This is a genomic window from Nitratireductor sp. GCM10026969, assembly GCF_042660605.1.
Classification (GTDB): Bacteria; Pseudomonadota; Alphaproteobacteria; order Rhizobiales; family Rhizobiaceae; genus Chelativorans.
Genome location: NZ_JBHSUM010000041.1, coordinates 23381 through 30094 on the forward strand (window position 1 = coordinate 23381; position 6714 = coordinate 30094).

The 6714-nt window shown below is 66.3% G+C and carries 5 protein-coding genes and 1 pseudogene; 2 read left to right on the forward strand and 4 right to left on the reverse strand.

Features of this window, described 5'->3' with window-relative positions; all coding sequences use genetic code 11:
• Positions 1-6: 6 nt before the first annotated feature.
• From ACFP9U_RS11125 to ACFP9U_RS11135, 3 genes are all read right to left on the reverse strand, one after another.
• Positions 7-987, reverse strand: a complete 981-nt coding sequence (locus ACFP9U_RS11125; RefSeq protein WP_378621393.1) for an ABC transporter ATP-binding protein — start codon at positions 985-987, stop codon at positions 7-9.
• On the reverse strand, positions 984-1997 hold the full coding sequence (locus tag ACFP9U_RS11130) for an ABC transporter ATP-binding protein (protein WP_378621395.1): 1014 nt from the start codon (positions 1995-1997) through the stop codon (positions 984-986). Before ACFP9U_RS11130 ends, ACFP9U_RS11125 begins: the two co-directional genes overlap by 4 nt.
• Positions 1998-2102: 105 nt before the next feature.
• Positions 2103-3731 (reverse strand): ABC transporter substrate-binding protein, encoded by a 1629-nt coding sequence (locus tag ACFP9U_RS11135; protein ID WP_378621396.1) that lies wholly within the window; start codon positions 3729-3731, stop codon positions 2103-2105.
• Positions 3732-4272: 541 nt separating this feature from the next.
• Between ACFP9U_RS11135 and ACFP9U_RS11140 the strand changes: the two genes are divergently transcribed.
• Complete coding sequence (locus ACFP9U_RS11140) at positions 4273-5757, forward strand: alanine/glycine:cation symporter family protein (protein ID WP_378621398.1); 1485 nt, start codon at positions 4273-4275, stop codon at positions 5755-5757.
• 72 nt (positions 5758-5829) lie between these two features.
• Here ACFP9U_RS11140 and ACFP9U_RS11145 read toward each other — a convergent pair whose 3' ends face one another.
• The gene (locus ACFP9U_RS11145; RefSeq protein WP_322449737.1) at positions 5830-6072 is read right to left on the reverse strand and encodes a WGR domain-containing protein; all 243 of its coding nucleotides are present in this window, start codon (positions 6070-6072) and stop codon (positions 5830-5832) included.
• A gap of 252 nt (positions 6073-6324) precedes the next feature.
• Here ACFP9U_RS11145 and ACFP9U_RS11150 point away from each other — a divergent pair.
• Positions 6325-6714 (forward strand): annotated as a pseudogene (locus tag ACFP9U_RS11150) (nodulation protein NfeD); the annotation flags it as partial.

Here is a 6714-nt window from a genome sequence, read left to right on the forward strand (position 1 = left end):
GTCTCCTCAAGCCGCCATGGCGCCGTCGCCCGTCAGCGTATGGCAGGCCGCGGTTCGCCCCGTCTCGATGCGGCGCAGCTCGGGCGTTCGGGTGCGGCAGATCTCGGATGCCAGCGGGCAGCGCGGATGGAAGGCGCAGCCCGACGGGCGGGCTGCCGGATTGGGCGGCTCTCCCTGCAGGATGACCCGGCCTTGCAGCCGCTTGCCGGGGACCGGCACGCTCGACACCAGCGCCTTGGTGTAGGGGTGGTGCGGGGTGCGGAAGATCGTATCGGAGGAGCCTTCCTCAACGAGTTTCCCGAGATACATCACCGCGACGCGATCGGCGATGTTGCGGACGACCTTCAGGTCGTGGCTGATGAAGACCATGGCGATGTCGTTTTTCTCCTGAAGGTCGCGCAGCATGTTGACCACCTGCGCCTGGATCGACACGTCGAGCGCCGACACCGGCTCGTCGCAGACAAGAAGCGACGGCCCCGCCGCCAATGCGCGCGCGATGACGGCGCGCTGGCGCTGGCCGCCGGAAAGCTGGCGCGGATAGCGCCCGGCCTGGTCGAGGCGCAGCCCGACGGCGGCCATCAGTTCGCGTACGCGGGCCATGCGGTCCTCGCGGCTGCCGATCCGGTGGATCTCCAGCGGCTCGCCGATCTGGGCGGCGATGGTCAGGCGACGGTCGAGCGCGGCAAGCGGGTCCTGGTAGACGAGTTGCATCCGCGCCCTGAGCGCACGCCATTCGGCGCTATGCTGCGTGGGCATCGGCCGCCCCTCGAACAGGACTTCGCCCGCCTGTGCCGGGTCGATGCCCAGAAGCATGCGGCCGAGCGTCGACTTGCCCGAACCGGACTCGCCGACGATCCCGAGCGTCTCGCCGGGCAGGACGGACAGGGACACGCCGTCCACGGCACGCACCGGCAGCGCATCGCCGAACAGCTTCTTGCGCATCTCGTAGATGCGCACGAGGTCTCTCGCCTCGATCAGTGGTTTCATTGCATCGTATCTTCGAAGATTTCTGTGCGGTGGGTGTCGTCGGCGGCCGGTTCGACCGGATGCACGCAGGCAAGGCTGCGGCCGTCGGGCTGCAGAAGCAGCCGCGGGCGCTTCGTCTCGCAGAACCGGGTCGCGTTTGGGCAGCGTGGCGAGAAGGCACATCCCTGCGGCAGTTCCCGCGGGTGCGGAACCGTGCCGGGAATGGGGATCAGCCGCCGGCGCGGGCCGTCGATCCGGGGAATGGCGTCGAAGAGGCCGCGCGTATAGGGGTGGCGCGGCGCGGAGAACAGCTGATCGACCGTTCCCTGCTCGACGATGCGCCCGGCATACATCACGCAGACCCGCTCGCACACCTGCGAGACGGCGCCCAGATCGTGGCTGATGAAGACGAGCGCCATGCCCGTTTCCGCCTGCAGCGTGCCGAGAAGGTCGAGGATCTGCGCCTGGATCGTCGCGTCCAGCGCCGTCGTCGGCTCGTCGGCGATCAGCAGCTCGGGCTCGCCGGCGAGCGCGACGGCGATCATCAGCCGCTGGCACTGCCCGCCGGAGAATTCATGCGCATATTGATCGAAACGGCGGCGGGGATCGGGAATCCCGACCATGTCCATCAGCCGCAAGGCCTCGGCCTTCGCCGCCGCACCCGTCAGGCCGCGATGGATGGCCAGTGCCTCGGTGATCTGGCGCCCGATGCGCAGCACCGGGTTGAGCGAGCTCGACGGATCCTGGAAGATCATGGCGATGCGCTTGCCGCGCACCGTCTCGAGCACGGTCCTCGGCGCCGCCGAGAGATCCTGCCCCTCGAGGCGGACCGTGCCGGTGACGCTGGCCTTGCCCGGCAGGAGGCCGAGTGCGGCCAACCATGTGACCGATTTCCCGCAGCCCGATTCCCCGACGAGGCCGAGCGCCTCCCCATGGGCCACGTCGAGGTCGATCCCGTGCAGCACCTCGACGCCGTCAAAGGCGACCTTCAGGTCACGCATTTCCACCAGGCTGGATGTCTTCGCGCTCATGTTTCACCCGCGATTGTCTTAGCCATGCTCCATACCGCCGGCCGCGGACGCGGCGGGCGTGAAAAGCCCCGGCGGCCAAAGCCACCGGGGCCGAAGACGGGAAGCTCAGCTCGTCCAGTTGGAGGCGCGGAAGTCCATCGCGAAGGCCGGCGCCGCCTTCCAGTTCAGCGACGATTTCATGCCGGTGAACACCGCATTCTGGTGGAGGAGCTGGTAGACCGGATCCTCGCGCTCGCAGATCTCCAGCATGCGGGCGAAAGCCTTCTTGCGCACAGCCCGGTCCGTGCTGGTCTCCATCACCACCGAGAGCTCGTTGACCTCCGCGTTGGTCCAGTCCTTCTTCTGCTGGACCTCGCCGTTCGGGCCGAACTGGACCACCATCGGCGTGATCGGGTCGTTGATGAGGTTCGATGCCGACCAGTCGCGCACCCCCTTCACGCCCTGCGGATCGTGGATCTGGCCCCAGTTCTCCTTCATCTCGATCTCGACGTTGAGGCCGACCTGGCGCCACATCTCCACCATGATCTGCGCGGTGGGGGTCTGGTTGGTGTAGTAGTTGTTGAGCAGGCGGTAGGGGATTGCGTCGCCCTTGTAGTTCGCCTGCTTCAAGAGATCGCGGGCGAGCTGCGGATCGAACTCCGGAACCGTCCATCCTTCGACAAACATGTCGCCATAGGACTTGAACTGCAGGCCGGCCGGGATCACGGTCTGGCCGGCCCAGAGCGAATCGACGATCGCCTGCCGGTCGATGGAATGCGTCATGGCGCGGCGCACCAGCGGGTCGGCCAGGATGGCGTTCTGGGTGTTGAAGACCGAAACGCGGTGATTCCAGATGGTCGAGCTCTGCACCTCCAGGCCTTCCGCGGCCTGGATGGCGGCGATCTGGTCGGGCGGCAGGTCGCAGGCGAAGTCGTACTCGCCGGACAGAAGGCCGTTGACGCGGGAGGAGACCTCCGGGACCTCGACGAAGCGGATCTGTTCGAGCGGCGGACGGCCGCCCCAATAATCGTCGAAGGCGACGAGCGTCAGCGATACGTCGGGCCGGAACTCACCGACCATGTAGGGGCCGGTGGTGACGGGTTTCTGCGCCCACTCGGCGTAGGAGGAGGCCTCGTCCCAGGCCCGGCGGCTGGCGATCTGGCTGCCGAAAGCGTAAAGGCGGCCCTCGAGGGTGACGTCCGGCGTCGCGTTGTGGAAGCGCACCGTGTACTTGTCCACCGCCTCGACGCCGGCGAGCGCCGGCCACAGGCGGCGGCCGATACCGGGCACGGAGGCCGGGAGCTCCTTGGCCGTCGTCGGCTTGTGGTCGGCCTCGAAGATGGTCTCGCCGCCCACCGGCTGCGTGTCGCCGAACACGCGTTCGGCGGAGAAGCTGAACACCACGTCGTCCGCGGTGAGCTCTTCGCCGTTGTGGAACTTCACGCCCTGGCGCAGCTTGAGTTCGAGGGTCTTGTCGTCAATGCGCGTCCACTCGGTCGCGAGCCCCGGGACGGGCCCCTGATTGCCCATCCAGTCGCGCAGGATCAGCCCCTCCCAGAGGTTCGGGAAGAAGACCCGCTCGCCGACATTGGACTGCTCGTTCCAGATGTCGAGGGTGTTGTTGTTGGTGATCTTCTGCACCGCGATGGTGACGGACGGGCGCGCCGTCTGGCCGATGGCGAAACGGGGCAGGGCAATGCTGCCGGCGGTCGCGCCGAGCAAGCCGAGCGCATGCCGTCGATTGAGTGAAAACATGTCGGATTCTCCTTTCTGCTGGCCAAGGGCTGGCCGGAATCGATATGTGCCGCAAATTAGGTTTGGTGGTGTGACACTTTGATAATATTCGCGTGAAGAATTCGTGACATCCACTGTTGTGTCTGCCGTGGTATAACACGCGCAAAAGTATCGTTAGAGTACAAGAGAAGTACTCTCCAGGTTGAGAACCTGAAATTTCTTGAGTGCGGCGGGCCCGTTGCTCCCAACAGCCCGCACTTGCGAAAGCTGTTCACGTCGCCGCGTGGACTTCCGACGTTTCAGCGCGGGCAATGAGAGCGCCACAATCGGAGATGAGGCGGTCGGCCGCCGCCTTGCGTCGAAGCCTGAAGAGCGGATAGCGCGGCATCGTTAGGTCACCGACGTAACATTCATGTGACGCCTTGGTGGTCCGGTTCTCGCACGCAAAGTCGGTGCAAAACCTGCTTGGCGCTTGTCATTCCTGCCGGTTTCAATGGATAGTTGAAATCATTGCACGGGCGGGCCTGCGGGAGGCGGCACTTTTTGAGGAGGTGAGAAGCCGATGGATGTGATCAGAGGCCTTTTCGGTTTGATCGAGGACCTGACCTGGGGGTGGTCGCTGATCCCCATCCTGGTCATCTTCGGCGTCTTCATCACCCTGATGAGCGGGTTCGTTCAGTTCGAGTATTTCGGGCGGATGTTCCGGGTTCTTTCGTCCAAGAACCAGAGCGGCGACCCGAATGCGATCAGCGCCCGCCAGGCGCTTCTCGTCTCCGTCGGTGGCCGGGTGGGCGGCGGCAACATCGCCGGCGTCGCCGTGGCGATCACGCTCGGCGGGCCGGGCGCGGTGTTCTGGATGTGGGTCATCGCCCTGATCGGCATGGCGACGAGCCTGGTCGAATCATCCCTCGCCCAGCTCTACAAGCGTTCCAACGGCGACGGCACTTATACCGGCGGTCCGGCGAGCTACATCATTCACGGGCTGGGAGCCCAGTACCGCTGGCTGGCGGTTCTCTACGCCGTCTGCCTGATGGCCGCGTTCGCCTTCGGCTTCAACGCCTTCCAGGGCAATACGTTTGCGGGGGCAGCGAACGACAGCCTCGGAGTCGGGCGCGTGTGGAGCGGGCTGCTTCTGGCGGTGATTACCGGCTTCATCGTCTACGGCGGCATCCGGCGCATCGCCAGGGCCGCCGACCTCATCATCCCGGTCATGGCGTTCGGCTACATCGCTCTTGCGCTTCTGGTCATCGCTTTCAACATAACCGCCGTTCCCGGCGCGCTGTGGACCATCGTCGCCAATGCGTTCGGGCTCGAGGAAGCGGTGAGCGGCGGCGTCGGCGCCGCGCTGGCGCAGGGCCTGCGGCGGGGCCTGTTTTCCAACGAGGCGGGGCTGGGCTCCGCGCCGAACGTCGCGGCCACCGCCGACGTCCGTCATCCGATCAGCCAGGGCATCACCCAGTCGTTCTCCGTCTTCATCGACACCATCATCATCTGTTCCTGCACGGCGCTCATGATCCTGCTCAGCCCGGTTTACGCGCCGGGCAGCGAGGGAATCGACGGCATCGCGCTCACGCAGCAGTCCCTGGTCAGCCAGTTCGGCGAGTGGGTGCAGTATTTCCTGACGTTCGCGATCCTGCTCTTCGCCTTCAGCTCGATCATCTACAACTACTATCTCGGCGAGACGGCGCTGCGCGTCATGACCGGCAGCCAGGCGGCGCTGCACGTGCTGCGCGTTGCCATCATCGCCATTGTATTCCTCGGGGCGACGGCACCGGGCGCGACGGCGGTCTTCTTCTTCTCGGATCCGCTGATGGGTGTGCTGGCACTCGTCAACCTGATGGCCATCATGATGCTGTTCCCGGTCGCCTTGCGCATCCTCAACGACTTCCGTGCGCAGCTGAAGGCGGGCATCGCACGCCCGGTTCTCGATCCGCGGAAGTTCCCCGAGCTCGATCTCGACCACAGCGCCTGGTCGTACGCGACGCGCGCGGCCGCAGAAGCAACGGCTCCGGGGGAGGCAACGGTCCCGGTCCCGCCGCGCGCCTGACGCGGATGGCGGGAGCGGAAATGCCGATGCGACGTTTGTGGCCCGCCGTCTGGTTCGGCCGCGGGCAGGTCGTCAGGCCCGCTCGTATCCTTTCTTCAGCTTGCGGGCGAGAAGCCGGGCCTGCGCGTTGCGTGCCGCTGCTTCGTCCTCGTGCAGCTCGAGCCGCTGGCGACCCCACGTGCCGAGGCGCCCCCAATTGCGCCTGAGCGCGACCGGACCGAACAGGGTCGGCTCGATCGACAGCAGATAGAACCGCGCCATGTTGCGGCGGGGATCGATGCGTTTGAGCAGGAGGGGCTGGTCGGCGCTCGTCATGCCCGAATCATCGCCGGCCGGCGCACCGGGGTCCAATGACTAATTCGAATCGGTCGGCCAGCAGCGATTCACGCGGCTGATGGGATGGCGGGCCGGGCGGTGCGACGGGGCGGGCGCAATCCATGCGTGCTGGCGCGGCTGTTTTTCTCGCGCATAGCACCTATATTTTTCGACATGTGGGTTCAAAGCATGCGCGCGCGGTCAATGTCCGTACCGTCTCCCCTGCGGGTGGCGGTCTCGTTGCTTCTTCTCATGGCGGGGTTTGTTGGCCTCGTTCTTCCGCTGTCGTCCCAGGAGGGGCGCACGGCGCTTCTTCTGAGGCTCGACGGCGCCGTGGGGCCGGCCACGGCGGACTACGTGATACGCGGCCTGGAGGAAGCGGAGGAGCGCGGGGCGGAAATCGCGATCCTGCAGATGGACACGCCCGGCGGCCTCGATACCTCCATGCGAGACATCATCCGCGCCATTCTCGCCTCGCCCGTGCCGGTGGCCAGCTTCGTCGCCCCCTCGGGGGCACGTGCGGCGAGCGCCGGCACCTACATCATGTATGCCAGCCACGTGGCCGCCATGGCGCCGGGCACCAATCTGGGGGCGGCCACGCCGGTCGCCATCGGCGGGGGAGGGGGATTGCCCTTCGGTGGC

Coding starts and splice junctions, on each gene's coding strand:
- ACFP9U_RS11125 (WP_378621393.1), bottom strand. CDS start 987: ATGAAACCACTGATCGAGGCGAGAGACCTCGTGCGCATCTACGAGATG.
- ACFP9U_RS11135 (WP_378621396.1), bottom strand. CDS start 3,731: ATGTTTTCACTCAATCGACGGCATGCGCTCGGCTTGCTCGGCGCGACC.
- ACFP9U_RS11145 (WP_322449737.1), bottom strand. CDS start 6,072: ATGACGAGCGCCGACCAGCCCCTCCTGCTCAAACGCATCGATCCCCGC.
- ACFP9U_RS11130 (WP_378621395.1), bottom strand. CDS start 1,997: ATGAGCGCGAAGACATCCAGCCTGGTGGAAATGCGTGACCTGAAGGTC.
- ACFP9U_RS11140 (WP_378621398.1), top strand. CDS start 4,273: ATGGATGTGATCAGAGGCCTTTTCGGTTTGATCGAGGACCTGACCTGG.